The organism is Streptomyces poonensis (genome assembly GCF_014650915.1).
In the GTDB taxonomy this organism is placed as follows: Bacteria; Actinomycetota; Actinomycetes; order Streptomycetales; family Streptomycetaceae; genus Streptomyces; species Streptomyces poonensis.
In genome coordinates, this window is the sequence record NZ_BMVW01000003.1 from 222,069 (window position 1) to 248,361 (window position 26,293).

General features: G+C 70.0%; 17 protein-coding genes, 1 tRNA gene and 2 pseudogenes. 12 read left to right on the forward strand and 8 right to left on the reverse strand.

The window, feature by feature from the left end; genetic code table 11:
* Positions 1-268: 268 nt before the first annotated feature.
* The 10 genes and pseudogenes from IE242_RS11060 to IE242_RS37630 all read left to right on the forward strand — a co-directional run bounded on the left by IE242_RS11060 (position 269) and on the right by IE242_RS37630 (position 13,647).
* Positions 269-1,729: a Y4yA family PLP-dependent enzyme gene (locus tag IE242_RS11060; RefSeq protein WP_189857916.1), complete on the forward strand. Its 1,461-nt coding sequence runs from the start codon at positions 269-271 to the stop codon at positions 1,727-1,729.
* Complete coding sequence (locus IE242_RS11065; RefSeq protein WP_189857918.1) at positions 1,726-3,039, forward strand: pyridoxal-phosphate dependent enzyme; 1,314 nt, start codon at positions 1,726-1,728, stop codon at positions 3,037-3,039. The genes IE242_RS11060 and IE242_RS11065 overlap by 4 nt, the downstream gene beginning before the upstream one ends.
* A 1-nt stretch (position 3,040) precedes the next feature.
* Positions 3,041-4,261 carry an aminotransferase class V-fold PLP-dependent enzyme gene (locus IE242_RS11070; RefSeq protein WP_189857920.1) on the forward strand — a complete coding sequence of 407 codons (1,221 nt, stop codon included), beginning with the start codon at positions 3,041-3,043 and terminating at the stop codon, positions 4,259-4,261.
* 7 nt (positions 4,262-4,268) lie between these two features.
* Positions 4,269-5,537: an ATP-grasp domain-containing protein gene (locus IE242_RS11075; protein WP_189857922.1), complete on the forward strand. Its 1,269-nt coding sequence runs from the start codon at positions 4,269-4,271 to the stop codon at positions 5,535-5,537.
* A complete protein-coding gene (locus IE242_RS11080) occupies positions 5,534-6,775 on the forward strand; it encodes an ATP-grasp domain-containing protein (protein WP_189857924.1) in 1,242 nt (413 codons plus the stop codon). The genes IE242_RS11075 and IE242_RS11080 overlap by 4 nt, the downstream gene beginning before the upstream one ends.
* Positions 6,772-8,025, forward strand: a complete 1,254-nt coding sequence (locus tag IE242_RS11085) for an MFS transporter (protein ID WP_189857926.1) — start codon at positions 6,772-6,774, stop codon at positions 8,023-8,025. The genes IE242_RS11080 and IE242_RS11085 overlap by 4 nt, the downstream gene beginning before the upstream one ends.
* Positions 8,026-8,055: 30 nt before the next feature.
* Positions 8,056-8,265, forward strand: a pseudogene (locus tag IE242_RS37625) (integrase core domain-containing protein); the annotation flags it as partial.
* A 696-nt stretch (positions 8,266-8,961) separates the two neighbouring features.
* The gene (locus tag IE242_RS11095) at positions 8,962-11,061 is read left to right on the forward strand and encodes a bifunctional polysaccharide deacetylase/glycosyltransferase family 2 protein (RefSeq protein ID WP_189857928.1); all 2,100 of its coding nucleotides are present in this window, start codon (positions 8,962-8,964) and stop codon (positions 11,059-11,061) included.
* Positions 11,062-11,078: 17 nt separating this feature from the next.
* The gene (locus tag IE242_RS11100) at positions 11,079-12,332 is read left to right on the forward strand and encodes an LCP family protein (RefSeq protein WP_189857930.1); all 1,254 of its coding nucleotides are present in this window, start codon (positions 11,079-11,081) and stop codon (positions 12,330-12,332) included.
* 289 nt (positions 12,333-12,621) lie between these two features.
* A complete protein-coding gene (locus IE242_RS37630; protein WP_229858769.1) occupies positions 12,622-13,647 on the forward strand; it encodes a hypothetical protein in 1,026 nt (341 codons plus the stop codon).
* Here IE242_RS37630 and IE242_RS37635 read toward each other — a convergent pair.
* The 3 genes and pseudogenes from IE242_RS37635 to IE242_RS11115 form a co-directional block, all read right to left on the reverse strand.
* Positions 13,636-14,251: pseudogene (locus tag IE242_RS37635) on the reverse strand (NADH-quinone oxidoreductase subunit B family protein); the annotation flags it as partial. The gene IE242_RS37630 and the pseudogene IE242_RS37635 sit on opposite strands and share 12 nt — an antisense overlap.
* A 41-nt stretch (positions 14,252-14,292) precedes the next feature.
* Positions 14,293-14,847, reverse strand: coding sequence for an MFS transporter (locus tag IE242_RS11110; RefSeq protein ID WP_229858771.1), 555 nt, complete (start codon positions 14,845-14,847; stop codon positions 14,293-14,295).
* A 147-nt stretch (positions 14,848-14,994) separates the two neighbouring features.
* Entirely contained in the window at positions 14,995-15,420 is a 426-nt protein-coding gene (locus IE242_RS11115; protein ID WP_189857932.1) for a DUF3291 domain-containing protein, read from the reverse strand.
* A gap of 86 nt (positions 15,421-15,506) precedes the next feature.
* On the opposite strand from IE242_RS11115, the gene IE242_RS11120 reads away from it, so the two are divergent.
* On the forward strand, positions 15,507-16,175 hold the full coding sequence (locus IE242_RS11120; RefSeq protein ID WP_189857934.1) for a MerR family transcriptional regulator: 669 nt from the start codon (positions 15,507-15,509) through the stop codon (positions 16,173-16,175).
* A gap of 175 nt (positions 16,176-16,350) precedes the next feature.
* On the opposite strand, the gene IE242_RS11125 is transcribed toward IE242_RS11120, so the two are convergent.
* The 5 genes from IE242_RS11125 to IE242_RS11145 all read right to left on the reverse strand — a co-directional run bounded on the left by IE242_RS11125 (position 16,351) and on the right by IE242_RS11145 (position 19,835).
* A complete protein-coding gene (locus IE242_RS11125) occupies positions 16,351-16,569 on the reverse strand; it encodes an EF-hand domain-containing protein (protein ID WP_189857936.1) in 219 nt (72 codons plus the stop codon).
* Between the two features lie 889 nt (positions 16,570-17,458).
* Positions 17,459-17,532: transfer RNA gene (locus IE242_RS11130), tRNA-Ala, on the reverse strand.
* A gap of 553 nt (positions 17,533-18,085) precedes the next feature.
* Positions 18,086-18,283 carry a hypothetical protein gene (locus IE242_RS11135; protein ID WP_189857938.1) on the reverse strand — a complete coding sequence of 66 codons (198 nt, stop codon included), beginning with the start codon at positions 18,281-18,283 and terminating at the stop codon, positions 18,086-18,088.
* Positions 18,284-18,561: 278 nt separating this feature from the next.
* Positions 18,562-19,233, reverse strand: a complete 672-nt coding sequence (locus IE242_RS11140; RefSeq protein WP_189857940.1) for a hypothetical protein — start codon at positions 19,231-19,233, stop codon at positions 18,562-18,564.
* Positions 19,230-19,835, reverse strand: a complete 606-nt coding sequence (locus IE242_RS11145; protein ID WP_189857942.1) for a sigma-70 family RNA polymerase sigma factor — start codon at positions 19,833-19,835, stop codon at positions 19,230-19,232. The genes IE242_RS11140 and IE242_RS11145 overlap by 4 nt, the downstream gene beginning before the upstream one ends.
* A gap of 957 nt (positions 19,836-20,792) precedes the next feature.
* Here IE242_RS11145 and IE242_RS11150 point away from each other — a divergent pair.
* Positions 20,793-26,291, forward strand: a complete 5,499-nt coding sequence (locus IE242_RS11150) for a glutamate synthase-related protein (RefSeq protein ID WP_189857944.1) — start codon at positions 20,793-20,795, stop codon at positions 26,289-26,291.
* The last annotated feature ends 2 nt before the right edge of the window (positions 26,292-26,293 follow it).

Here is a 26,293-nt window from a genome sequence, read left to right on the forward strand (position 1 = left end):
AGTTGCGCACGCTGCTTGGGCGATGCGCTCACCTGAAGGCCACGTGCCTGCGGAACACACGGCCCGGGCACCCTCGCGAGATCAGCGACGGTGCCCGGGCCGGCGCCGACGGGTCCGCCTCCCGGACCGAGCTGCAGTGGCTAGTGCAGCGCTGCCTGCAACCAGGCACTCACGATGGAGTCACGAGCTTTTCGACCGCACTCCACCCTGCCCGGCAGAGCCGGGCCGATGGTGTTCAGGTCTTGAGACGAGAAGTGAGCCGCCTACCATGACTGCACCGTTATATCTTGCTCCGCGACTGGAGCACCGCCTGACGTCCCTCCTTGGCACGAAGGGCTTCCTGCACCAGCTGGCCGGCGCGCTGGGTTCGCCGCTGAACGTCGTACTGCCCGACCAGATCGCCGACAACCTCAGGCGCTTCCAAGAGGTCTACGAGCGACGCAACTTGAGCGGCAAGGTGTACTTCGCGCACAAGGCGAACCGTTCCAGCGCCCTTGTACGGCGCCTCGCCGACACCTGCGCGCACATCGACATCGCCTCCCTGGGCGAGCTCCGGCATGCACTGGGCAGTGGCTTCTCTCCCGACCGGATCATGGCCACAGGCCCCAAGAGCCCGGAGTTCCTGTGGCTGGCCGCACGCACCGGCGTGACCGTCAATCTGGACTCCGCAGACGAACTGGAAACGCTGGTCGCGATCGTCACCAAGCATCAACTGCCTCCCGCCCGTGTGCTGGTGAGGCTCTCGGAGTTCGACAGCACCGGTGCCACGGTACTGAGCCGGCGCAGCCGGTTCGGCACTCCTGTCGACGCCTTCTCACGGCTCCTCGACGCGTTGGAACGGCACCGGGACACAGTCAGGCTGACAGGGATCGCCCACCACCTCGACACCATCGGGCTCACCGAGAAGGCCACCGCCCTCGAGAGCTGCATCGCGTTGATGCACGAGTGCGCGGCCCGCGGACTGAGCCCGCACGTCATCGACATCGGTGGCGGCTTCGGTGTGAACTACTTGGCAGACAGCGCCCAATGGGAGACCTTCACATCCGAACTGTCCAACGCGGTGCTGGGCAGTCGGCCTCCCCTGACATGGCGGAACCACGGTTACGGACTGCGCAATGAGGGCGGTACGCTGCGGGGCGCCCTTGGTCTTTACCCCGCGCACCGGCCGCTCGCCGGCCCTCGCTACCTGGATGAACTGCTCGGACTGCAAGCGCCGTCGCTGAGCCGTCCCCTGGCCACGCTGCTGCTGGAGAACCTTCACGAGCTGTATATCGAACCGGGCCGGGCCCTGGTCGACCAGTGCGGCGTCGTCCTCGCTCGGGTGCTGGAGGTCCGCGACAATGCCGGCGGGGAGTGCTTCGTACGCCTGGAGATGAACGCCTCCGACGTCAGCCTGGAGGAACACGGCGTCCTCATGGACCCGGTTCTCGTTCCCCGGCCCGATCGGACCTGTCCGTCCACTGGCCCGGTCGGGGTGTACCTGATCGGCAACCTGTGCCTGGAAGCGGACTTCATCACCCGCCGCATGGTCTTCCTGCCGCACCGGCCCAGCCCCGGCGATCTGCTCACGTTCCCCAACACAGCGGGCTACTTCATGGACTTCAGCGCTGATCACGCTCTGCACCAGCCCATCGCCCGCAAGGTCGCCGCCTATCAGGACGGCGGCCGGTGGCGCTGGTGTCTGGACGAGAACTACTGGCCCATCACCTCTGGAAGTGAGGACTGTTGAGGTACGACTCCATCACCGAGGTCATCGGCAACACTCCGCTCGTGCGCATCGCACCGCAGGTGCACGGCCTGCGGCACATCGATCTGTACGCCAAGCTGGAGATGCTCAACCCGTTCGGTTCCGTGAAGGACCGAGCCGCCTGGAACATGGCACGGCCGCATCTGGCTGCCGACGAGGGGCAGCGCACCGTCGTCGAGCTCTCCAGCGGCAACACCGCCAAGGCTCTCGCGGTCATCGCGGGCATGCACGGCCTGCCGTTCAAGAGCGTCACCAACCGTATGAAGGTCCCGGAGATCAAGGACCTGCTCCTGCTGCTGGGAGCGGAGATCGAGGAACTTCCCGGGCAGGCGGAGTGCCTGGACCCGACCAACACCGAGGATCCGCTCACCCAGATCCATCAGATGCTGTCCGCCGACGGACCCGCCTACGTCCACACGGACCAGTACTACAACCCCTTGAACGTCGAAGCGCACCGAACCTCCACGGGGCCTGAGATCATCACGGATCTCGGCGCCGCCCCGGACTTCTTCATCGCCGCGGTCGGCACCGCCGGTTCGTCCACCGGTTCCGCCCAGGCGCTGCGCGCCCACGATCCGAACGTGCGCGTGATCGGTCTGGTCGCCCACAAGTCGGACTTCATCCCGGGCATCCGCAACATCGACGAAGTCCACGAAGTCGGCCTGTTCGACCCCGCCACCTACGACACGATCGAGTCCGTCTCCGCGGACGAGGCCATCGACGGCACGCTGACCCTCGTACGGCGCTGCGGCATGCTCGCCGGTCCTACCGGGGGCGCCGCCTACTTCGGCGCGGTCAAGCACCTGCAGACCATCGACGAACAGCTCACCGATCGCAGGACCGCGGTGTTCATCGTCTGCGACCGCGTCGAGAGCTACATGAGCTACATACGGAAGCGGCGCCCCGAACTGCTGCGCCGGCCGCCTCGCACCAACTCCGTCGCCACCCTGACCCAGGCCGAACTTGCCGCAGCCCCCACGATCGACGTCATCTCGGCCCGGACGTGGATGGCCGAGTGCCGTCCTCTCGTAGTCGACCTGAGGGGCGCAATGGCCTTCGGTGCCCTGCATATCCCGGGCTCCGTCAACATCGTCGACGAGATCTTCGCCGAGCTCCTCCACGGCGGACTGCCGTTCGGGCGCAGCCAGCCCGTCCTGCTGACCTGCCCGGTGGGCGAGCAGTCGGCGAGGTACGCGGCATTGTTGACCCGCATGGGGCACACCGACGTCCGCAGTCTGACCGGCGGCATCATCGCCTGGCGTGATGCCGGCGCTCCGTTGGGAAGGGATTGACATGTCGTGCCCACTCGGCCGTTCACCGCATCAGACATCCGATCTCAGTGAGTGGCAGGCCGCATTACGGTCCCAGTTCCCCATCATCACCGGGCACCCGGCCCTGCGGTACCTGGACAGCAGCGCCACCTCCCAGAAGCCGCAGGCCGTACTCGACGCGGTCCACCAGTACCTGACCACCTCCAACGCCAACGCGGGCCGCGGCACCTACACCTGGGCCAATCGGACCACGGCCCTGATCGACCAGGCCGAAACCCGGGTGAAGACGTTCCTGCACGACCCGGAACCCGAGCAGTCCCAGGTCCACTTCACCAGCGGCACGACCGAGGGGCTGCGCACCGTCGCCCGTGACTGGCTCGTCTCCTGCCTGACGGACGGCGACGAGATGATCGTTCCGTTCGCCGACCACCAGGCCAACGCCCAGCCGTGGCTGGAGACACAGCGGCTGCTCGCCGAGCGCGGCACGCGCGTCGTCATACGGGAGATGCCGTACGAAGCGGATTCTCACGACTACGACCAGCAGGCCCTCGCCGGCCTGGTCAATGACCGCACTCGTTTCGTGGCCGCAACGCATGTCCACCATGTCTACGGCGCCGACATGAACGTGCACCGCATCCGGGCCACGGTGGGTCCAGAGGTCGTCATCTGCCTCGACGCCGCCCAGAGCATCGGGCACAAGACCGTCGACATGAGCGACCTCGATGTCGACTTCGTCGCGTTCTCCGGCCACAAGGCCATGGCGCTGCCCGGTATCGGAGCGGTGTGGGCCCGCGGCAGGCGGGGCCACCGCTTCGAGCCGGGCGGATGGAACGGCAGCCCCAACACGAGCGGCGTCGTCAGCCTGCACGCGGCCTTCGACTGGCTGGAGGAGGCCGGGCTCGAGCGCATCGAGGACTGGACCGTCGACCTCGGGCTCAGGCTGACCGACGGCCTCAGCAAGCTCCGCTCGTACGAGATCCTCGGCTGTCCCCTGAGCCTGACCGCTGACTCCGCTGTGCAGCGCAGGCAGGGCATCGTCACCTTCCGCCACCGCGGGATCGGTTCGAACGACCTCGGATTCATCCTCGCCAGTCACGGGCTCATGGTGCGCGCGGACGGCCACTGCCAGGCCCAAGCCGGTGAGAAGGACTCTTCCGTCCGCGTCAGCCTGCATCTCTACAACACACCCGAGGACATCGACCATCTGCTGCAAATCCTGACCGACCTCGACCACGAGAGCTGAGGAGTGTATGCCGAACAGTCAGGGCAGCATCGTCATGGTCGACGTGTACGCGCCGACCATGCGACTGGCCCGCGCCTTCCAGCAGACGTGCCGCTCCGTGGTGCGCGTACAAAGCACACCCGAGGTACCGCCGGTCTACGGAAGCGGCTTGGGCTTACACGACTTCGCCGACAACATCGTCCATCACGGCGACTTCGAGGAGACCGCCAAGGCCGTCGCCGCCCACGATCCGCTCGCCGTCATCACCGGCGGTGAACTGGGAGTCGAACTCGCCGACCGGATCAGCGAGATGCTCGGCCTGGCCAGCAACGGAACCCGCCTCAGCACCGCGCGCCGCCACAAGTACACCCAGATCGAGACCATCAAGGCCGCAGGGCTGCCCGGCACACGCCAGCACCTTGCCACGTCGGCGCGCGACGCCGCGGACTGGCATCACACACTGGGCGGCCGTGTGGTCGTCAAGCCCGTCCGCAGCGCCGGCAACGACGGTGTCACCTTTTGTGCGAGCCCGGACGAGACCGCTGCCGCGTACGAAGAGATCAGCGCCGCCACGAACATCTTCTCCTTGCGCAACGAAGGCGTCGTCGTCCAGGAACACCTCGGAGGCACCGAGTACGTCGTCAACACGGTCAGCTGCGACGGCCGGCACAGGGCCACCGACGTGTGGCGCTACCAGAAGATCTCCGCGAACGGTGTCACCGACCGCATCAGCGCGGCCGTCTCGGTGCACGACGGCACCCCGGAGCGTGCCCGTCTCATCGAGTACGGTTTCGAGGTGCTGGACGCTCTCGAAGTCCGGTACGGTCCGGCCCATCTGGAGATCATGCTCACCTCCGACGGACCACGGCTGGTCGAGGCGGGGATACGGCTGTGCGGAGCGGACGCCGCGTACTTCGCGCACCTCGCGGCCGGCGAGTCACAGATCGAACGCACCGTTGACGCCTATCTGCGCCCCGACCGGTTCCTCACCACGGTGCGCGAGCCGCACCGGACGGAGCGGCACGTCGCCATGGCGTATCTCACCTCCCCGGTCACCGGAATCCTCGCCTCGTACCCTCTCCTGCCTCAAGTGACGGCACTGGAGAGCTTTCACAACGTGCACATCGCCGTACGCAAGGGCGACCGGCTGCCCCTGACCGTGAACGACACCACCGAGCCGATGATGATCGGTCTGGCGCACGCCTCCGAGCACATCGTGATCCGTGATCTCAACACCGTGCAGTACCTCGACGGGGTGGGGTTCTACGCACTGGAGGAAACGGGGGACACGGCATGACCGGGCTCCGGCCGCACATCGTCATCCTGCACCGGTGGCGGTCGCGGTGCGCCACGTACGAGCGGTACCTGGATCACCACGCTCACGCCGTCACTTACCTCACCACCGAGGTCGGCATGGCGTCCGTTCCGGCACAGGCCGCAGAACTGGTCATCGTGCAGGCCACCGACGACCTGGCCCGGGTCCGCGAAGAACTGAAAGGACTCGCCGTCCGCCACGGCCCTCCCCACGCGATCGTCGCGCTGAAGGAGGACGACCTGGTGACCGCGGCACAGCTCGCGGCCGAGTGGAACTGCGGTGCGCGCAGCCCGGCAGAACTGCGTCCGTTCCGGGACAAGTACCCGATGGTACAGACAGTGAGCCGGGCGGGACTCGCGGTTCCTGCGACGGCCGAAGCTCCCGACCCATCGGTGATCCGTTCCTTCGCCCGCGTCCACGGCTGGCCGGTCGTCCTCAAACCGCGGATCGGCAGCAGCAGTGAGGGCGTCGTGCGTATCGACTGCGACGAGCAACTGGCCGCCCTGCCGTTCGACGGGGAGCAGCCGCAGATTGTGCAGAGCCTCAATCCGCATCCCGTGTACCACGTGGACGGCGTCTTCGACGGACGGGACCTCCTCTGCTGGAAGTCCTCGCGCTACCTCAACACCTGCCTGGAGTTCCGAGGCGGCAGCCCTCTCGGCTCCGTGGAGGAGGACCGGCCCTCCATCACTGAGGCGACCGGCCAGTTCGCCGTCCGGGTCCTGAGGGCCCTGACATCCGCCCCCACCCCTTTCCACCTCGAACTGTTCGTCGACACGACCAACGGTACCGGCGAACCCCTCTGCACGTTCCTGGAGGTCGGCGCCCGCGTCGGCGGCGCCGAGATTCCGTATGTGTGGCAGGACGTGCACGGTTATGACCTGATGGAAGCCGCCTTCCGTATCGCGCTGGGCGAGCGGCCGTCGTCCTTCCGGCCGAGGCCGGCGACGGAGACCGCCGGATGGCTCCTCGTCCCGGCCCCGGCGACACGTCCGTGTGTGGTCACCGGCATCACCCCCATGACCGGTCGGCGGCCGGGACCGTACTCGGAGGAACTGCTCAGCCCCGGCGATGTGCTCCCCGACGCGGGCGCCTACTACGAGCACGTCGGCGGCCGCTTCCGGTTCCGCGGCCCGACCAGCGAGGTTGTCGAGGAGGCCATAAGGATCACCGCACGCGATTTCCGGGTGACCGGGCGGGCCTGTGGAGACGCACGATGACCGGCTTGACGCAGTACCGACGTCTGTGGCGGATACCCGGGGCGCCGATGCTCCTCGTAGGCGGTGTGGTCGCCCGCCTCGGCCAGGGCGTCACCGTCCTGGCCTGGCTGTTGCTGGTGAAGGAGACGACCGGCGGATTCGGCGAAGCCGGGCTCGTGGTCGCCAGTATCTCCCTGGCCACCGCGGCCACCGCGCCCGTGGCCGGTCGCCTCGCCGACCGTTTCGGAGCTGCGGGTGTCCTGCCGCTCTACGCGATGGCGTACGCGGTGCTGCAGGTGCTCCTGCTGATCGCGGTCCTGGCCGGGATGCCGCTGATCCTCCTCTGCGGCGTGGCGGGACTCTCCGGTGCGGCGTTTCCGGCCATCAGCCCCGCGCTACGTGCAGCGTGGACCACCCTCACCAACGCGGACAGCGGCCACTCGGATCTCCGGCAGGCGGCCATGGCAGCGGAATCCACCCTGTTCGAGCTGGTCTTCGTCGTCGGGCCGTTGATCTTCTCCGCCTTCATACTCATCGGCAGTCCGCTCGGCGACGCACTGGAGACCAGCGCCGGTACGGCCGGGCCCGCGGCGGCCTTGGTGTTCGCCTGCCTGTGCACAGGGTTCGGTACGTTCGCGGTGGCACGCGGCCATGCCATGCGCGGCCTACGCTCGAACGGCGCTGCGACGCGGGGCGTCGGGCCTCTGCGGGAACCCGTCCTGCGGCACCTGCTGCTGTGCGCGGCGGGCATCGCCTTCTCCTTCGGCGGAGCTCCCGTCGCCATCGCCGCCTACACCAAAGCCCACGACGGCGCCGCCGCTGAGAGCGCAACCGGAATCCTCGTCGCGGTGTGGAGCATGGGAAGCGCGGCAGCGGGGCTCTGGTACGGAAGCCGCAAGTTCACCGGATCGCTCAGCCGCCGCTTCCTGCTCCTCCTCGTGGCCCTCTGCTGCGGATACGCGGCATGGTCACTGATGCCGAACTCATACGCGCTCGGCGCCCTGCTCTTCGTCTCAGGAGCCGTCATCGCACCCGCGCTCACCGTGGAGGCCGAGCTCGTGTCCGAGGCGACACCGGAGCATCTGCTGAACGAAGCGTACACATGGCTCACCACCGTCAACCTGTCCATGGCCGCCCTGGGCTCTGCCGTCACCGGAGTCGTCGTCGACCGCCCCTTGGGCTACACCTGGGGATTCCTGGCCGCCGCCGGCGCCGCGGCAGCGGCGGCCACGGTGGCGGGCGCAGCCACCCTGGAGCCCTCCCGACCGTAGTCGCCATAGGGCCCGTCACCCCCACGCAGTCCCCACTGCGACCCGCGTGCGGAACGCTTCGTACGCTCGGTCCGCGAGGAGTGCACCGACCGCACCCTGCTGTTCGACCGCGGCCACGCCGGGAAAGTTCTCCATGCCTACGCGGAGCACTTCAACACGCACCGGCCTCACCGACGAGTGTCACCGCGCGAGCTGATCACTCGACCACATGCGAGCTCAGGTGGTGCGAAGCCATTCTGAAGCACCACGGGCGGTGACCTGGTGCCCTCGGCCCCGGCACGTGCACCTCCCTCGGCTCCCGGCACCCTATGCCGACGGGGTGGCTGAAAAACAACGACAAGGAGGGGGCGTGACCCCAGAAGTTCGCTTACGCGCAAGGGGGATGCGAGGGCTCACTTTCCCGTGACGACTCGGTCCGGCGCACCAGTGGGGCCAGTGTGACACTCTCCAGGGGGCGCGGCAGCGCTCATCCCGTTTCGGCCACCCACGGCACCGGCGATGGCTACACTCGCCGCCCATGCAAGAGTTCGACCGGAAGACAAACCGGAAGAAATCACCCTGCCCTTCATCGGGTCCCGACACCGTCGGCCGGCGTGCGAGGACGGTGCGGCCCACGGCCGGACGTGCCGTCCGCACCCCCGCATCGACGCCTTCCGACCAGGCGTGCGTCGCTGAGTGTGCTCCTGGGGACGGACGTGGACAGCGCGGTGGATGCACTCCGGGGACATGCCGGGCGGCAGCCGGCCGGCGAGGACGCACCGACCGCCCCGACCGCCCCGCCCAGGTGCCGACGCGACCCGCCGCCCGGGCGGCCCTCCCGGCCGGTGACCGGCCGGCGCCGCCTCACACCGGGCTGGGAGCGGTCACGCCGGCCACCGGCTTCCGCCGGACAAACCTCGATCCGGCTGTGCTCGACGCCGATCCGGGGACGGTGGGGTGAGCCGTTCGGCGCGACGTCGGCACGCCCGTTCCCGCGATCCCCGCGGACACTGGCGGCTGCTGGCCCTGACTCTGCCCTTGGTCTTCGCCGCCCTGCTCTTCGAGGGCTGGACCATCCACGAGGTGGACGCCGCCAAGACGCGGCGCCCGTGCACCAGGCCCGTGCCGAGGGCCGTGGACGAGAGCGGCCCCGTCCTGCGCCGTCTCGGCGCGGAGAAGGTGTCCTCCGCCGCGGCGCCCCCACGCACCGTCGCCCTCACCTACGACGGCGGTCCCGATCCCGAGTGGACCCCCCGCCTGTTGGACCTGCTCCGCAAGCACCACGCGCGCGCCACCTTCTTCGTGTTCGGAGCCCAGGCGGCACGCCATCCGGACCTGATCCGGCGCATCCTCGACGAGGGCCACGAGATCGGCTCGAACACGTACACCGGAGCCGACCTCGGCTCCTCGTCGCGCGTCCGCTTCGCCATGGAACTGGCCCTCACCCGGAAGACTCTCGCGGGCACGGCCGGCATCCGCACCAGCCTGCTGCGGATGCCGCTGACCAGCCAGGTGGACACGCTGTGCGGCGCCGAGGGGAAGGCGGCCCGGAGCGCCGCCGCGGACGGCCATGTGCTGGTCGCCGCCGACCGGCCGGACCGTGATCCGGCACGCGGCCTGATCCGGCAGTTCAGCCAGACGGAACTGGCGTACCAGGAGACGGAGAAGCTGCTCGACGACCCGCACGCCGACCGGTTCACCACCGTGACGGACGCGGTCGGCATGCCGCCCGCCCACACCCGGGTGACCGCCTTCGAGCGGTGGCAGGGCAGGGGGCTGAACTGGACGGTGACCGCCGGAAACACGTTCACGCACGTCATGACCTGGGTGCTGGTCGTGGCGGGAGCGCTCGGCCTGCTGCGGCTGTTGATGCTGACCTTCTTCGCCCGCGCCCATGTCCGGCGTCTTACCCGCCTCCGCCCCGGAGCGCCCTGGCTGCGGGAGGTCGGCGCACCCGTGACGGTCCTCGTGCCCGCCTACAACGAGGAGGCCGGGATCGAGTCCACCGTCCGTTCGCTGCTCGCCTCCACCCACCCGCACCTCGAGATCATCGTGATCGACGACGGCTCGACGGACCGGACGGCGGACCTCGCCACCCGCATCGACGACCCCCGGGTGCGAGTGATCCGGCAGCCCAACTCGGGGAAGGCGGCCGCACTCAACACCGGCCTGGCAAACGCCTCGTACGGCATCGTGGTGATGGTCGACGCCGACACCGTCTTCGAGGCCGACGCCCTGCACCGGCTCATCCAGCCGCTCGCCCATCCCGCCGTCGGCGCCGTCAGCGGTAACACCAAGGTCGGCAACCGGCGCGGCCTGCTCGGCAGATGGCAGCACCTGGAGTACGTCTTCGGCTTCAACCTCGACCGGCGCATGTTCGAGGTGCTGGAGTGCATGCCGACGGTGCCGGGAGCCATCGGCGCCTTCCGCCGGGACGCGCTGATGGGCGTCGGCGGGGTCAGTGAGGACACCCTCGCCGAGGACACCGACCTCACGATGACCATGTGGCGGGCCGGCTGGCGGGTGGTCTACGAGGAGTCGGCCGTCGCCTGGACGGAAGTGCCCACCTCGCTGCGCCAGTTGTGGCGGCAGCGCTACCGCTGGTGCTACGGCACCCTCCAGGCGATGGGAAAGCACCGCGGGGCCGTCCTCGAAGTGGGCCCGGCCGGACGATTCGCCCGCCGCGGACTGACCTATCTGACCCTCTTCCAGGTGATCCTGCCGCTGCTGGCACCGGTCGTCGACCTCTTCGCGGTGTACGGGGTGCTGTTCACCGACCCCGTGCGGTCGACCGGCGTGTGGCTCGGCTTCCTCACCGTCCAGCTGCTGTGCGCCGGCTACGCCCTGAGACTCGACGGCGAACGCCTGCGGACCCTGTGGTCGCTGCCGCTGCAGCTCTTCGTCTACCGGCAGCTGATGTACCTGGTCGTCATCCAGTCCGTGGTCGCCCTCCTGCTCGGCACACGGCTGAGGTGGCACCGCATGCAGCGGTCCGGCACCGCCGCCAGTGAGCAGCTCAGACAACCGATCGCCGCACGACAGCTGCCCTTGAGGTGATGAGGATGGTCCACCCCATGAGCGAAGGACCGGACAGGTGGCTCACCACCGGCCGACGGAACGGGAACGGGGAGACACAGGAGCCTCGGGTGATATCGGGGCAGGTGTGGCACCGCAGCACCTCCCCGCGTCAGGCGCCCGTCATCCCGTACGACAGCCCCGTCGTCGCGCCGTACGGCAGCGGCACTGCCGGCGAGCACGCCCCGCACCGGAGCGGCGGCGACCACCCCGGGCACCAGGGCGGCGGCCGCAGCTCCAGCACCAGACCCCGCTGGGTGCGCCCCAGCCGGCCCCGCCGCATCGCGCGCCTGCTGGGAGTGCTGCTCTGCGCACTGGCCGTCACCGGCGGGGGCACCTACGCCTGGGCCGACTTCAGGCTCGACAGGTCCGTCGACCTGAGCGCGGTCGCGCACCGTCCGCCGTCAGGGAGGGGAACGACGTACCTCATCGTGGGCTCCGACGGCCGGAACGGCCTGTCCGAGCGGGCCAGGAAGCAGCTGCACACCGGCACGGCCGGAGGCAGTCGCACCGACTCGATGATGCTCCTGCACACCGGCGCCCACGGCACCACGCTGGTGAGTCTGCCGCGTGACTCCTGGGTGACCCTCCCGTCGTACGTCGACCCGGACACCGGCAAGCTCCACCGGGCGTCGAAGAACAAACTGAACGCGGCCTACTCCGTGGGCGGGCCCCGGCTGCTCGTCCGTACCGTCGAACTGAACACGGGCGTGCGCGTCGACCATTACGCGGAGATCGGCTTCGCGGGGTTCGTCGGTGTCGTGGACGCGGTCGGCGGCGTGGAGATGTGCGTGGACCGGCACATCAAGGATCCGAAGTCGGGAGCCGACCTGGAAAAAGGCTGTCACAACCTGAACGGCGCCCAGGCGCTGGCGTTCGTCCGCCAGAGGCACCAGGAGGCGGACGGTGACCTGGGACGCTCCAGAAACCAGCGCAAGTTCCTCTCCGCCCTCGCCCACAGAACCGCACAACCGGGCACCGCGCTCGACCCGTCCCGTGCGTACCCGGCCCTGAGCGCCGCGCTGGACACCCTCGTAGTGGACGAGGACATGGACCTGCCGACTCTGGCGTCGCTGTTCCAGGCGATGAGAAGCGTCTCGGGCGGCAACGGCATACAGCTCAACGTCCCCGTGGACGGCCTCGGCCTCCGCACCTCCAAGGGCAGCGCCTTGACTTGGAACGAGGCGAAGGCGAAGAGGCTCTTCACCGAGCTGCGGAACGACCAGCCGGTGAGCATCGAGGGGAAGAACTGAGAAGAACTGAGACGGGTTACACGGGGCACGACCGGCAGCCGGGCTCCGTGCTGCCTCACGGTCAGTGACGCGCGCGGCGGCAAGACCATGGGCGTGGCTGGAGGTGACCACCGCCCGAGAAGACGCGGAGGGAGACAGGGGGCAACCATTCCATGGCGTCACGGGTCTTGCCACTGATCATGCTCGTGATCGCACTGACGAGGAGACCATCATCACCGCCATACGCAAGACCCTGACCGCCACCGCAGTCGTCGGCGCCGTCCTGGCGGGTTCGGCCGCCTGCGGCACCGTGCAGCAGCTCTCCGCCGGGAAGAAGCTCGATCAGGCCTTCGAGAAGCTCGGTCAGGAGAAGACGCTCTCCCTGGAGCTGAGCCTCGACACCGACGAGCGGAGCCTGAGGGCGCTGGACGCCTCGACGAACCCGGAGCCCGGCGAGGAACTGCCCGACGAGGTCGCCGACCTGCTCAGTGGCGCGAAGATAAGTTTCACCGTGCAGTCGAAGAAGCCGATCGACGAGTCCGGCGAGAAGGACTACGTCGGCATGAGCATGAAGGTCAGCACCAAGGACAGCGATCTCGTCGAGTACCGGATCATCGGCGACTACGTCTACATACGGTCCGACGCCGCCGCGCTCGGCAAGGCGATGGGCGCCCCGGTGCCGTCGGCGAGGGACCTCCCCCCGGAGGCGGGCGCCCTCAAGAAGGCACTCGAGGGCGAGTGGGTGAAGCTCGACGCCAAGGAGATCGAGGAGAGCACCGCCGGGCTGGAGGCGGAGTCCGGCTCCGAGCCCTCTCCGGAACCCACCCTCGACGCCAAGACGCAGAAGAAACTGCTGGAGGCGGTCCGCTCGACCATCGCCCGCGAGGTCGACTTCAAGACGTCCGACGCCGAGGACGGCTCCGAGCACATCACCGCCACCGCTCCGTTCCGTACGCTGATCACAGAGCTCCTCGGCGAGATCCGCCCGCTCGCGGAGAACCTGCCGCTGGGCGCGGAACTGCCCACGGACAAGGATCTGAAGGATGCCCCGAACGCCAAGGTCACGGCCGACTTCACGCTCAAGAACGGCGAGCTGACCGAGGTCTACGTCGACCTGGCCGAGCTGGGCGAGAACGCGAAGGTGAAGAAGCTGGGCCTGCAGGTGCGGTTGAGCGAGGGTCAGACGCCAGTGGCCCCGGCCGACGCCACCGAGTTGAACATCGAGGACATGCTGGGCGGGTTCGGCGCCTCGATGATGAGCGAGGAGGACTTCGCCGAGGAGGACTTCGCCGAGGAGGACTTCGCCGAGGAGGGCTTCAGCGAGGAGGACTTCTAAGAGATTGTCGGGCTGGACAGGGCAGGCCGGCACACACACGATCGGGACGTCCGTCTTCGACCGCCACTCCCGGCCCGGACAGCCGGGCACCCCCATGGCACCGGTCAGGTTGCCGGCCATCGCGTGCACGCCTCCGTGCGCGGCACAGGTACCCGCCGCGAGTACCACGGTGGCCTTGGGTGCCGGCCGGTCCGGCCACTCGCACACGGTGATGGGCCGGCCTGTCGCGGGGTCGATGCCGAAGCCGCTCCGGTACCCCTCACCCCTCCCGCTTGATCGCCTCGTTCGGTACGGAGCCCTCGACGACCAGGATGAACGGCTCCAGCTCGCCGCGGCCGGCCCGGTGGAACCAGTCGATGAAGGCGTCGGCCCCGCCGTCCGGTCCGCACTCGTAGTCCGGCAGCGGCCAGTGCGGGGCGACCTTCGGCAGTCCCGGCAGGGCACCCGGCGCGATCTCCTCGATGCCCGGCTGGGTGGCCGCCGTGAGCGCGACCGAGTCGCCGTCGCAGCTGAGCCCGGCGTCGATCCAGTGCGGGTGGACCACGAGGTCGTCGGTGTCCGGGCTTCCCCGGCGGTCGCGGCAGGACGGCTCATCGTGGATCATCGCCCTCGCCCGCCGTCGCTCCCGTCTCGGAGCGTTCGTCCTCAGCAGTTGCATGTAACGGCAGGACTCGGCCGCCGCCCTCGAGGGAGCGACGGCCGGGTTAACGAGGTCGCCGAGCTCGGAGTCCGCTCCGCCCTCCGGTCCCCGGCCGCGGGGGCCGGCACGGCCTCCTCGGGCCGAGGACGCGGGATGGCCAGCGCACACAGGGCCCCCACAAGGACCACGGCGACTCCGATCCAGATCGCGGGGCGCATGCCGTCGACGAACCCCTGAGCAGTTCGGTCGTTGCCACAGTGCACGAACACACTGCTCAGCACGGCCGTTCCGAGCGCTCCGCCGATCTCCCGGACGGTGTTGTTGGCACCGGACGCCTTGCCCCGGTACTGGGGCCCGACCGAGCCGAGGACCACCGCCGCGGTCGGCGCGAAGACGAGGCCCATGCCGATACCGGCGACGACCATCGCACCGACCATCCGCGAGTACGGGGTGTCGGAGGTGGCCACGAGGTCGGTCCAGGCCAGCCCGATGCCCTGGAGCAGCAGACCGAGGGCCATCAGCCGGCCGCCCCCCACCTTGTCGGTCAGCGCCCCGGCCAAACAGAAGACACGCGCGCCACCGCGGTCACACGGAGGCGGTTCGGGCGGCGCGCGGAAGGAGAAGCCGGAGACCGGCGCGGGAAACGAGAAACGAGAGGACGAAGGGGTGAGCGGGGGCGGGAGAGGGGGCCGCCCCGGGGACGCGCGTCAGGCTGCGCGGCCGCCCGCGGAGGCGGCGTCCTCGTCCGCCTTGTCCGCCAGTCGCCGCTTGGCCTCGTCCCAGCCGATCGGCAGCTCGGAGGAGTCGGCCTCCCAGAAGACGAAGGTCGACCGCCGGCAGGCCGGGCGCATCGCCCGCATCGCGTCGCCGTGCGGGTCCGCCTTGGCGTAGGCGTACAGGGCGGACCGGTCCTCCCAGGCGGAGAGCGTGTAGAAGACCCGACTGAACGGCTGCGCTATGAGCGAGGCGCCGTACGCGCCGCGCGCGGTCTTCACCTGGCTCCACGAACTCAGCGACTTGAGCAGGAACCGCGGCACGTTCGACAGGGACTTAAGCTCGAAGCGGGAGGCCATGACGAAGACGCGTGTCCGCGGCGGTGCGGGGTGAGGGGTGATCCAGCCGAGAGTTGGCATTGCGACGCCCACCTTTCTGAAGACGACCGACTGCGAGCATAATAGATAGTGGCGCGATCCGTTATCCAGTAGGTAAGTGGAGCTCGATGAAGATTTCTGAACTCAGCCGTCGCAGCGGGGTGTCCATCCCCACGATCAAGTACTACCTCCGGGACGGCCTGTTGCCTCAGGGCCAGGCCACCGCCGCCAACCAGGCCGACTACAGCGAGGAGCACCTGCGCCGTCTCCGGCTGATCCGCACGCTGATCGGCGTGCGGCGCCTGTCGGTCAGCGCGGTCAAGGAGATCCTGAGCGCCATCACCGAGGAAGGGGACCTGCACCAGATCTTCGGGATCGTGATCGAGGCCCGGCCCGCCAAGCTGCAGGACAAGCAGAAGCAGGAGGAAGCGGCCGCGCAGAGGGAGGAGAGTCCCGGCGTCACCGACGCGCACAAGCTGATCAGCAAGATGGGCTGGGACGTCTCCCCCTCCACCGCTGCCCTTTACGCCCTCGGCGACGTCCTGGACGCGCTGAACGACCTCGACTCGGACATCGACTGGCAGTCCCTGCTGCCGTACGCCCGGCTCGCCGACCGCATCTCGGAACTGGACGTGGAAAAGATGCACGGCACGTCCGGCCTGCTGGAACTGGCCGAACGTGCCGTGCTGGTGTCGGTGCTGCTGGAACCCGCCCTGCTCGCCCTGCGCAAGCTCGCCCAGGAGGACAAGTCGGCCCGCCTGTTCAGCGACAGCCCGGACGAGAAGGAAGCGGACTGAGGATGCGTCAGCCCAGCTCGCTCAGGAGCTGGGCAGCCGCGTCCGCAACGGCGGAGAACGCGGCCTCGTGGGAGCCGATCAGGTCCGGGCCCAGCTCCCGGGATCGGCCGGGACACGCTCAGGCACGAGGAGCGACACGGCCGGGCCGACACACTCACCTGCGGGGCCGGCGACGTCAGCGATTCATGGCTGCCCAGAACTCCTCGAAGGACATCTGGCTGTCACCGTCGGTGTCCAGCGAATCGATCAGTTCCCGGGCCTCGGACTCGGTGATCTCGGAGCCCTCCAGCTCCGCCACGACCTTCCGGTACTCGTCTGCGGTGACCAGGCCGTCCCCGTCCACGTCGTAGCGCTCGAAGACCTTGCGCGCCGCCGTCTCCACGATGTCCGCCATGTTCGTCGTCCTTCCGCACTTGTCGCTGACGGCGTCACCCTATCCGTCCGTCCGGAAGCAAGCGGGCGCTGCCCCTGGTCCGCGGACGGCCGCCCATGGCCCGGGATGCGTCCGCGGGGAAACCGGGGAAACCACGGGGAACATCACCCGGTGTCTCCCCGAGCGTCGCCGACCCGTCTCGCGGGGCTGACGCATGTCGCCCGTCCGTCACCAGCGGCGTCCGGACACCGCGCAAGAACTCCAGCAGGGAGCGCTGGATACAGACCTGCCGACGCGAACTGCTCGACCGCGCCTTGATCTGGAACCAGGACCATCTGCTCCACACGCTTGGCGAGTTCAACGCGAGTACCAGCACGCCGTGTGACCAGGCCGGATGATGTCTCGGCGCCCACAGGGCCCTGGCCCGCCGCAGCCGCAGCCGCAGCAAGCCCGGCGAGATCGCCTACCACCTCGCCTACGCCCCACCGGAGACCTCGGTGGCCGACCTTGCCACTACCGGCGGCTGCTGCACTCGTTGGAGGGGCGGCCCGGCAAGACCGCCCCGGGCTGACCATCAGCCCTCTGCACTCCGGACGACGCCTATGACCAGGCCAGACAGCGAAGCGCTGCTGGAGCAGCAGTGCGGTCAGTGGTGCGGCCGTTACGGTCGGAGCGGCTTTTCGAACGGGGACACGGGGGCGCGATGCTTCCGGATGATGTCGAGGACGCCGCTGGGGCCCTGGAGCATGTGCGGGTGCTGATCGGTCTCGGTCCCGTTCCGTCCGGTGATTTCCGTGATGCGGCCCAGGCGGTCGAGGCGGAGGAGATTTTCCGGCACGGGCAGCCGGAGGAAGTGAGCAGAGCACTCATTGCCTCAGCCCTGAGCGGTGAGAACCGGCAGTGGGTGGAACGGGGCTGGCCGGATTCGAACCGGCGTCCTCCCACATGCCGTGAAGGCGCGACAACCACTGCGCTACGAGCCCCGTCCCGCCAGGGATCATACGAGGCACCCTGTGCTCCGCCACTCTTGAACCGTGGAAGACAGCGACGGATCGCTCAGCCTGACGGCACCACCAACGGTTGAGCCAGGCCCCCAGTGCCATGCACCCCGCGCCGAGAAGGAGTACACGCACCGGCGGGCCTGTGTGACCATCCAGCGGTGAAGACGAGAACCAGCGGCTCAGCACCCGTCACTCGGGCAACGGCACCGCGGTGTCGTCTGGGCCGGTGAGGCAGCGGGGCAGGCGGTTCTGCACCCATGCGGGCGGCGCCGGTGCCGCGGACGCCGGTGCCCACTCCGGGGCGGTCCGCCCGTGACGGCTGCGCCGGTGGAGCCGACTGCCGCCGTCACGCCGTACCCGTCGGCGTCTCAGCCGGCGGGCCCTCCCGGCGGGTGTGGACAGGGCCGTGACAGCGAAGGTGCCGTCCGTCACGCGTATCCGCGCGTGCCGGACGCACGCAGCCCGGGACGGGCCCGGTCGGCCCGTCACCGCCGCTGATGGGAGGTACTGCTGCGCGGAGACGGGCCGTGTCGGCATCAGTGCCTGCTTTGCCACCACAGAAGCAGCAGGGTGACGGCGCCACTGCCCAGTTTGTAGGCCATGCCCTGCAGGAACTCGCCCGGGACGCGGCTCCCGTGCCGGCCCAACCATGTCCGCAGGCGGCGGATGCTCTTGGTGCACTGCCGGGTTCCGCGGGACGGGTGCTGGGGGTCGCGTCCGGCGTTGCTCTCCATACAAGTGTTCCTCTCGTCGATCGCGGCGTGTGGGGACATCGCGCAGGGAGCCCTCCCAACTCAGTGACCTGGACGACCCGTTGGGAACTCAGGGCTCCTTCTGTGCGTTTGGGTGCGTCTGGCCGGTGGCCTCTGCGGTGACGCGATGCTGCGCGACGTCACCCGGCAGCGGCGGCCGGCGCCCGGCTGCCGGAAGCCGGCGGTGAGGCAGAAGTCGGCGCGGCCCGCCCGCCGGACGACAGGCGCCCCTGCATGACCGGGTCGGCGCGTGTGCGGGCTCAGCGGCGGGTGAAGTCGTGGAGCAGGTCGGCGAGGCGCTGGTCCGGGCGCTGGACGATGATGCAGGAGTCGGTCTTCGCGGTGGCGAGGCGGTCGACTTCCATCTCCAGCCCGCCGGTGGGCGGGTGGGCATGGCTCAGGCCGGTCTTGCGGACGTACGTCGCGACGCTCTCCAGGAAGGCGAGGAAGGCGCTGTCGGGGGCCTCGGAGTCGAGGACGTCGTCGGTGACGACGTGCAGCCAGTGCCGCGCCTCGCGGGTCTCACCCAGGGCGAGGTGGTGCAGGTGCAGGCAGTAGGCGGCGGCGCGGTGGCCGGCGCCGGCGGCGAGCTGCCACCAGAACTGGGCGCTTTCGCGGTGGTCGGTGAGGTGGAGCAGGCAGGCGAAGACGAGGGCGCCGTCGACGTCCAGGTGGCGGTCGTCCTGGAGGGCGGCCGGCTCCTGGGCGAGGCGGTCGACGTGGTCGGCGGCGCCCGGCTTGTTGAGGATCCACCGGCAGACGACGGACAGCCGCTGCCTGGCCTGCGCGGCCCGGAGCATGTCCTGGTTCGGCTTGGTCCCGGCGGCGGCCGCGTCCGCGGCGAGGCGGCGCAGCGCGGCGCCGACGTCGAATCCTGTGCGGCCTGTGGTGGGGATGCGTGCGTCGTCCAGGAGCTTGTCGATGGCGGTCACTGTCCCGCTCCCTTCCTGCTGGGCCTGCCCGGGCGGGCGGGCAGGCCCAGCCGGATGCGGAGGCGTTCCTTGGCCTTGCGGCCGTGGTAGTCGACGGTGCGGGGGTCCAGGCCCATGTAGCGGGCGATCCGCTTGGTGGGGTAGCCGAGCATGTGGCGCAGGACGATGACGGTGAACTGGCGGGTGGGCAGTTCCAGGATGGCCTCGTACAGGCCGTTGGCGCTGCCGGTGATCTCCAGCCGGCTGCGGATCGCTGCGAGGTCCTTCGCTATGGGGCCGTTGATGAGGAACGCCGGCGGACGCCCGTCCTGCTTCAGGCGCCGGGTGACCCCCCGGTGCAGGACGGCGAGCGTCTGCTGTTCGAGGTCGCCCTGTTGCAGCAGTGCGTCCCAGCCTCCGAGGATCTCCAGGAAGACCAGGTGGACCACGTCTTCGGCGGTCCGGCGGCTGCCGAGGTGGATCTCCGCGAAGTCGTGAAAGAACTCCTGGTGTCCGAGGTAGAAACCCTCGAAGTCGAGGGGCAGCTCGGGAGGGGCCTGGACGGGCCGGCCGTGGCCGCCGTCCTGGGGCGATACGTCAGTGCTGACGTCGCCGTTGCCCATGCGTTCCTCCAGGCGGTGCGAAGGCCGGCCCGCTTCGTCGAGGACCGGCGCATGTCCAGGCGCGGGCCAATGCGCCCGCGCGAGCGCCCAGTTGGTTGGGCCCTCAAACACCACCCTGTCGAATTTGCGGGCTTGAAACTCATCAGCCCTTCAAGAACTGCTACGCAGCGACAGCCACTGTAAGCGGAAGGTGATCACCAGCTTGTGCGTGCGCACTCGAGAAGTGCCGCATGAGCTGGCGAAACGTAAGCGGAATCAAGCAGTTCGAACGCTCATCAATCGCCCCAGTCGTGGCATATGTCACACGCTTAATGCCACTGACGAACGCCAAACGACACACTCCGGCCACAACCAGCTGCCGCGGGGACGATCCGCCGCCGCCCCGCAGGAACACGGGCATGGCCCTGCCGGGCGGTGTCCGGGGCCGCGGTCCCCGTTCGGAGGGGGGAGGTGGGTGGTGGGCGCCGCGGCACCGTCCGGCTCGGGGCGGTGTGCCGTACGGCCGCCGTGAGCAGGCCGGTGCGGACCGTGTGGGGCAGTTGGCCGAAGGCCCGCATGTGATGCGGCGGAGCCGGGCCCTGAGGTCTGAACGGGGTGTGGGTGCGGGCCGGTATCCCGGCCTCGCCCATCCCCGCACCGTCCACCTGGGCGACGACGACGAAGCTCGACGCGCTCCCCGCCGTCACCAGAAGACGTGACCCAACGGCTGCCGGACGCTCAGTACTTCCCCGCCCCCAGGCAAGAGCCCGACACCCGAAGACGCTCACGCACCCGCATCCCCGGCGGAACGGTCAACGAATATTGATATGCACTTGCGTGATAATTAGGTAAGGCTTACCGTACTCAATCGCACCACTCAGGGCCTCGGCCGTCACACCGGTCCGCCCGCGGCGAGCGCTTCACCGACGCAGCCTGGCCGTCCGCTGCCGGAATCCGCATCGCCGACAGGACCCGCACGTGAACCACCTCCCCCTCGGTCTGTACGACCCTGCCCTCGACCACAGCGACTGCGGCGTCGGCTTCCTCACCCGCCTCGACGGAACGCCGAGCCACGACGTCATCCGCAAGGGCGACGAAGCGCTCTGCGCCATTCCGCACCGCGGCGGCACGTCCGCCGAGGGTGTCGGGGACGGCGCGGGCGTGAGTGTCGACCTGTCGGTGGAGTTCTTCGGCGCGATCACCGGCGAGGAGCTGCGCGCCGGGCACTTCGGTGTCGCCAACTGTTTCGTGCCCCTCGACGCCGGGCACCGGGACGCCGCCGTCGACCTCGTCGGGCGCTGCATCGCGGAGCAGGGCTTCGAGACGCTGCTGGTCCGGGACGTGCCCGTGGACCACAGCGTCGCGCGGCCCGCCGCCGAGCAGTACCAGCTGCCCATCGTGCAGTGGGTCTTCCGCGCGCCCGAGAGCTGGGAGCGCGCCGAGGTCGACGCCGCCGCCCACCGTGCCCTGCTCGCGGTCGAGGCCGTCGCCTACGCCGACGAGGCGTCGTACGCCGGGCTGTACCCGCTGTCGCTCAGCGCGCGGACGCAGGTGCTGAAGGGGCGGCTCAACTCCGGCGAGGTCATCGGGTACTTCCGGGATCTCCGCGATCCGCGGCACTCCGTACGGTCGCTGTACTTCCACACACGGTTCTCCACGAACACCGAGCCGCATCCGACCATGGCGCAGCCGTTCCGGCTCATGGCGCACAACGGTGAGCTGAACACCGACCGCAAGAACCGGCTGAGTGATGAGGCTCTTGCCCGGGCCAGGACCCGGAGCATCGTGCGGCCGCCCGGGCAGTCCGACTCCAGCCGGCTCGACCAGACCCTGCAGAGCCGGGTCTTCGACGACGGGCTCGACCTCGTCGAGGCCGTCGTGTCGCTCATGCCGCCCGCCTGGGAGAACGACCGCTCCCTGCCGGCCGCCGTCCGGGACATGCTCGAGTACTTCTCCCTCTACGAGGAGAAGAACGACGGGCCCGCCGCCGTCATCTTCAGTGACGGGGACGTCATCGGCGCCCGGCTCGACCGGCTCGGACTGCGTCCGCTGCGCACCGTCGAGACCGCCGAGTACCTCATGGTGGCCTCGGAGGCCGGGCAGGTCGCCTTCCCGGACGACGAGGTCGTGCACCGGGGGCGGATCGAGGCCGGCGGCATGCTCGTCGTCGACCACCGCACCGGACGGCGGATGCGCACCCGCGAGGTGCTCGACGCCCTCGCCGCGCGGCGGCCGTACAGCGAACTGCTCGACGCGGCCCGGGTGAACCTGGACGACCTGCCCGCGCCCGACTACTACCGCGGCACGACGACGCTCGGGTACGACGGCGACCTCACGCTCGCCGGGCGGTACGTCGCGTACTCGCTGAACCAGGAGAGCTTCCGGTTCATGCTCGACCCGATGCTCGCCGACGGGTCGGAGCGGATCTCCGCGATGGGCTACGGCAACGCCATCAACGCGCTCAGCGACACCGAGGGCGGCATGGCGAAGTACTTCTCGCAGCGCTTCGCCCAGGTCACGAACCCGCCGCTGGACAGCATCCGCGAGGCCGACGGCATGAGCATGCGGGTCGCGCTCGGCCCGAAGCCCGACGGCACCGGGGAGACCGGCGGCCGTCAGCTCGTGGTGTCCTCGCCCGTGCTCGGCCACCTCGACATGGTCCGGCTGCGCGACCAGCGGATCGTGCCGCTGGAGCGGTTCGCCATGCTGTACGAGCCCGTGTCCGGCGACGAGACCGCCAACGCCGACGCGCTGCGGTCGGCGGTCGAACGGCTCTGCGACGACGTCGAGCGGTTCGCCGCCGAGCGGGGCGGCATCGCGCTGCTCAGCGACCGGGCGGTCTCCTCCACCCGGGCGCCGCTGCCCGTCGTCCTCGCCGTCGCCGCCGTCAACCAGCGGCTCATCGAGACCGGACTGCGGCTGCGCGTCTCGATCGTCGCCGAGAGCGGTCAGCTGCCCTCGTCGCACCATGTCGCGACCGCGCTCGGGTTCGGCGCCTCCGCCGTCTACAGCCTCAGCGCCCGGCTGCGCGCCGAGGAGAAGTACCCGAGCGCCCCGGCGCCCGCCGGGGAGAAGACCGAGACCGACCGGGCGCTCGCCAAGTTCCGCAAGGCCGCCGAGAAGGCGCTGGCCAAGACCATGGGGCGGGTCGGGCTGTGCACCGCCGAGAGCTACATCGGCGGCGCGTTCTTCGAGCCGAACTACCTCGACACCCGCGACGACGTCTTCGCGCGGATCTTCCCGTACATGGAGGCCCCGGTCGGCGGTGTCGGGTTCGCCCGGATCGCGCAGGCCGCGACCGAGTGGCACGAGCGGGCCCGTACGGTGCGGGACGAGCAGCAGATCCCGCTGCTCGGGCTGTTCAAGGAGCGGTCGGACGGGGCCGGGCACTCCTTCGGGGTGTCCGCCGTGCGCGGGTTCGGGGACATGACCGAGGAGCCGGCGGAGTTCGGCAGGCCGGGCGACCCCGACGCACTGCGGCTGCTCACGCTCGGGCAGCTCGACGACGCGTTCGGCATCAGCGACTCCGCGTACCGGAACACCGGGTACGACGCGCTCAGCGACGCCGAGATCGACGCCTTCCGGATCACGCCCGGGTACCGGGCCTTCCTGCGGACCACGCACGAGGAACGGTCGCGCCGGCCGTCCGCACTGCGTGACGTGCTCGCGCTGCCCGCGGACGTCACGGGGCTGAGCACGGCGGAGGACTTCGCCCGTGAGCTGGGGCGGTTCTCGACGGCGGGCAACGCGAGCGTCACCGTTCGCGGGGTGGTCGCCACCGCCCTCGGCGACTCCTCCTTCCGGCTCCGCCTCACCTCCCCCGGGCCCGACGGCCCCGAGCGGCACGCCGCGCTCGGCGAAGGGCTCGCGCGGCTGGGCGAGGCCGAGACCCTCGCCGCCACCGGCGCGGCCGCGCGGCTGCTCGCCCTCCTCGACGCCGCGCCCGACAGCGTCCCGCTCGACGAGGTGCAGCCCGCGCATGAGATCACCCGCTCGCTGGCCTCCGGGGCGATGAGCCACGGCGCGCTCGTGGCGACCGCTCATGAGGCCGTCGCGCACGGCACGAACATGGTCGGCGCGATGTCGAACAGCGGTGAGGGCGGCGAGCACCACTCCCGGTACGGCACGATCCGCGGCTCCCGCATCAAGCAGTTCGCGTCCGGCCGGTTCGGCATCTGGGCGGGCTATCTCGCCGACCCGATGCTGGAGGAGCTGGAGATCAAGATCGGGCAGGGCGCGAAGCCCGGGGAGGGCGGTCAGCTCCCCGCGCCGAAGGTCACCGTCGACATCGCCGCCGCGCGCGGCGGCACCCCCGGCATCGAGCTGATCTCGCCGCCGCCGCACCACGACACGTACTCGATCGAGGACCTCGCGCAGCTCATCCACGACTGCAAGGCCGCCCGGGTCCGCGTGATCGTGAAGCTGGTGTCCTCGGAGGGCATCGGCACCATCGCGGTCGGCGTCGCCAAGGCCGGCGCGGACGTCATCAACGTCGCCGGGAACACCGGCGGCACCGGCGCCGCGGCCGTCACCAGCCTCAAGTACGCCGGACGGTCGGCGGAGATCGGCGTCGCCGAGGTGCACCAGGCACTCGTCGCCAACGGGCTGCGGCAGAAGGTCGTGCTGCGCTGCTCCGGAGCCCACCAGACCGGCGGTGACGTGGTCACCTCGGCCCTCCTGGGAGCCGACAGCTTCGAGTTCGGCACGACCGCGCTGATGATGCTCGGCTGCGTCATGGCGAAGAACTGCAACGTGAAGTGCCCCGCCGGGCTCACCACCAACCCCGAGGCGTTCGAGGGCGACCCGCGCGCGCTGGCGCAGTACCTGCTCAACATCGCGCACGACGTCCGGCAGATCCTCGCCCGGCTGGGGCTGCGGTCCCTGCGGGAGGCGCGGGGGCGCACGGACCTGCTGCAGCTCCTCGACCATCCCGCGAGCGTCGGCCGCCTCGACGTGCGCCGCCTGCTCGCGCGCGTGCCCGAGAAGGTCGTCACGGACCCGGAGTACCTGGAGAAGGACTACGCCACCGACGACGCGCTCATCGAGCGGGTCCGGGCCGCCCTAGTGGACCGGCGCGAGCCGTCCCTGCTGGTCCAGGGCATCCGCCTCGGCAACAGCGACAAGTCGGTCGGCGGGCAGCTCGGCATCGACGTCGAGCGGCTCCTCAACCATGAGCTGGACAGGGCCGACGCCGGCCTCCCCGCGGTGACGACCGACGACCGGGGCCGCCGCCGCCTCGTCGAGGACGCCGTCCGCGTCCGTACGACCGGGTCCGCCGGCCAGTCCTACGGCGTCTTCTGCAACGACGGCATCACGCTCGAACACACCGGCACCGCCAACGACGGCGTCGGCAAGAGCCAGAGCGGCGGCCGGATCATCGTCCGGGCACCCGGCGGCGGCAGCGCCGAACGCGGCGGCAACGTGCTGATCGGGAACTTCGCGCTGTTCGGCGCGACCGGCGGCCGGACCCTCGTGCAGGGCGAGGCCGGCGACCGGTTCGCCGTGCGCAACTCCGGTGCCACCGCGGTGGTCGAGGGCGTCGGCGACTTCGGCTGCGAGTACATGACCGGCGGCACCGTGCTCAACCTGGGCGGCTTCGGCAAGGGCCTGGGCAACGGCATGAGCGGCGGGTTCCTGTACCAGTACGACCCGTCGGGCGAGGTGACGCGGCGGGTGAGCGCCGACTCGCTGCTGGTGTTCCCGGTGACCGACACCGCGCACGGCGCCTTCCACGAGGCGGCCGTACGACTGCTGCTGACCTGGCACCTGGAGGCCACCGGCTCCCCGCTCGCGGCCCGGCTGCTGGAGGACTGGGACGACGAGCGGCAGCACGTGTACTGCGGGATGCCCCGGGCGCTGCTGCTGTACCAGGACGCCACCGAGATCCTCGCCGCGGCGACCCGGACCCAGCTCCTGGACGAGCTCGCGACCTCGATCGCGACGGACAAGCTGCGCGCGTTCAAGGTCGACTACCGGGACCGCCGCACCGTGCTCGGCGGCCGGGCCCCGGCCCTCGGCGACCAGGGCGGCGACGACATGTTCTCGCTGCTGTCGTCGTACACCGTGCTCGGCGCCGCGCAGGACCTCGCTCTCCAGCGGGTGCCCGGCGCGACCGGACCCGACGATCCGCGGGTCGCCGACGCCGTCCGCAACCTCGTGCTCACCGAGGACTTCTTCGTCAAGCAGCGCGTCGTGAAGTACCTGCGCTCCACACTGGACCGGTTCGACGACGGCGAGCTCGCCACGCTCATCGCGGTCAAGCGCCTCGACGACTACAAGCGGGCGCTGAAGCAGCGCAACAACCTGAGCGTGGACGCCCCCGGCACCTACGGCTGGATCGTCCACCAGAACGCGAAGAACGCCGGCCGGGTGCGCGCCGCCCGGTTCGACGAACTGCTCGCGACCGCGGCCCTGGACGACATCGCCGCCCGCCACGCCCACCTTCCGCAGCCCCCCACCGAGGCGGTGACCACGTGACC

Coding starts and splice junctions, on each gene's coding strand:
- IE242_RS11135 (WP_189857938.1), bottom strand. CDS start 18,283: ATGGAGAGCAACGCCGGACGCGACCCCCAGCACCCGTCCCGCGGAACC.
- IE242_RS11115 (WP_189857932.1), bottom strand. CDS start 15,420: ATGCCAACTCTCGGCTGGATCACCCCTCACCCCGCACCGCCGCGGACA.
- IE242_RS11100 (WP_189857930.1), top strand. CDS start 11,079: ATGAGCGAAGGACCGGACAGGTGGCTCACCACCGGCCGACGGAACGGG.
- IE242_RS11145 (WP_189857942.1), bottom strand. CDS start 19,835: ATGGGCAACGGCGACGTCAGCACTGACGTATCGCCCCAGGACGGCGGC.
- IE242_RS11075 (WP_189857922.1), top strand. CDS start 4,269: ATGCCGAACAGTCAGGGCAGCATCGTCATGGTCGACGTGTACGCGCCG.
- IE242_RS11070 (WP_189857920.1), top strand. CDS start 3,041: ATGTCGTGCCCACTCGGCCGTTCACCGCATCAGACATCCGATCTCAGT.
- IE242_RS11125 (WP_189857936.1), bottom strand. CDS start 16,569: ATGGCGGACATCGTGGAGACGGCGGCGCGCAAGGTCTTCGAGCGCTAC.
- IE242_RS11120 (WP_189857934.1), top strand. CDS start 15,507: ATGAAGATTTCTGAACTCAGCCGTCGCAGCGGGGTGTCCATCCCCACG.
- IE242_RS11080 (WP_189857924.1), top strand. CDS start 5,534: ATGACCGGGCTCCGGCCGCACATCGTCATCCTGCACCGGTGGCGGTCG.
- IE242_RS11060 (WP_189857916.1), top strand. CDS start 269: ATGACTGCACCGTTATATCTTGCTCCGCGACTGGAGCACCGCCTGACG.
- IE242_RS11085 (WP_189857926.1), top strand. CDS start 6,772: ATGACCGGCTTGACGCAGTACCGACGTCTGTGGCGGATACCCGGGGCG.